At 45.3% G+C, this 1,182-nt stretch carries 2 pseudogenes; both read right to left on the bottom strand.

Annotated elements, in window-relative coordinates:
- Positions 1–687 (bottom strand): annotated as a pseudogene (locus L995_RS34545) (hypothetical protein); the annotation flags it as partial.
- Positions 672–1,182 (bottom strand): annotated as a pseudogene (locus tag L995_RS34070) (DUF6765 family protein); the annotation flags it as partial. The pseudogenes L995_RS34070 and L995_RS34545, both read right to left, overlap by 16 nt.

Raw genomic sequence — 1,182 nt, 5'->3', positions numbered from 1 at the left:
CACCACGTTGTCGGAGCCCGCCATGATGATGGCGCGGCCGCCGGATTTGATTTGGAGGTTTTCTGCGGTGTAGAAGGTGGGTGGAGAGTAGTCCCAGGGGATTTCGTTGAAATTCTTGGTTTCGCTGTTCCAGCCGTTCGTCTTCATAACCGGAAGATCTTCTGTTAATTCCTTGATTCTGTCGCTTGCGACAACATGGGGAATCATATCAACACCAATTCCGTATGTTCCAGGGGTTTCAATTTTTCCATTATGCACTCTTAAATTGAAAAAACCATTCTTGGATGGCAAGGTCCCAATACCACTTGTATTGGAGAATGGTGCTCCTGTTACAAGATGACTTTGTAAATCAAGATCAGAATTGTTGCTGCGGAAAAATTTTAGAATAGCACCTCGAGGTTCACCACGCTCTATTCCCCCTTCAATCCAGTCGCGTGCCTTGCGCTGTACAAAATCATGGACCACGCAGTGGCGGCCAGACCCTTCAAAGGCTTCCGTGATAGGGTAGTAGCCGCCTCTATATTTGACGGTTTTGCAGCCTTCAGGAGGAGGGTTCTTATCGCTAGGTGAGTGGCGACGCTCTGCCCATTCTTCAGTACTGAGTGATTTTTCGGAGGCAAACTGGCAGCTCGCCAGAATAATGCAAGAAAAAACAGAAATATATATAAAAGCTATACTTTTTTGCATATGCTGCTACCTGGTAAGCAAACGCCTGGATATTTATCTTCTTGACCAGAAAGACTATCTAGATATATTTTCCTGTTTTTCTCTGCAACTTCTGTCTGATACTCATCGTCGCCTCCCTTTTCCAGATTTATCTCAATAATTTTAGTTGCTTTTTCATTTTCATTGTTTTTGCTTAATATCAGTTTTTTGTCATTAATCAGTTGATTGATTATTTCTTTTAAAAATCTGGTTTTCTTCGAAAACTCTTTCCCCTCTTCCCTGATTGCATTGAACCCCTCCAGCACACTCCTGATCTCTTCAAAACCAAGTGCAGGTCTGGTTCCATAAGACGTCAGGAACTCATAAACCGCTTTCTCTCCCGCAAGCGTGCGATCCTTGCGCACACGCCAGATGTGCTCCAGCACGATGGGATCGTTGCCTGTGTATTCATCGTCATAGGTGTAATCCGGCTCGGACCCCGCAAGCCCATGCCCTATGCCCAGCTTCACGCTGATA

Source organism: Delftia sp. ZNC0008, assembly GCF_000799035.1.
Classification (GTDB): domain Bacteria; phylum Pseudomonadota; class Gammaproteobacteria; order Burkholderiales; family Burkholderiaceae_C; genus Comamonas; species Comamonas tsuruhatensis.
Note: the sequence above shows the minus strand (reverse complement) of the source record. Positions and strands in the feature narration are given on the sequence as shown.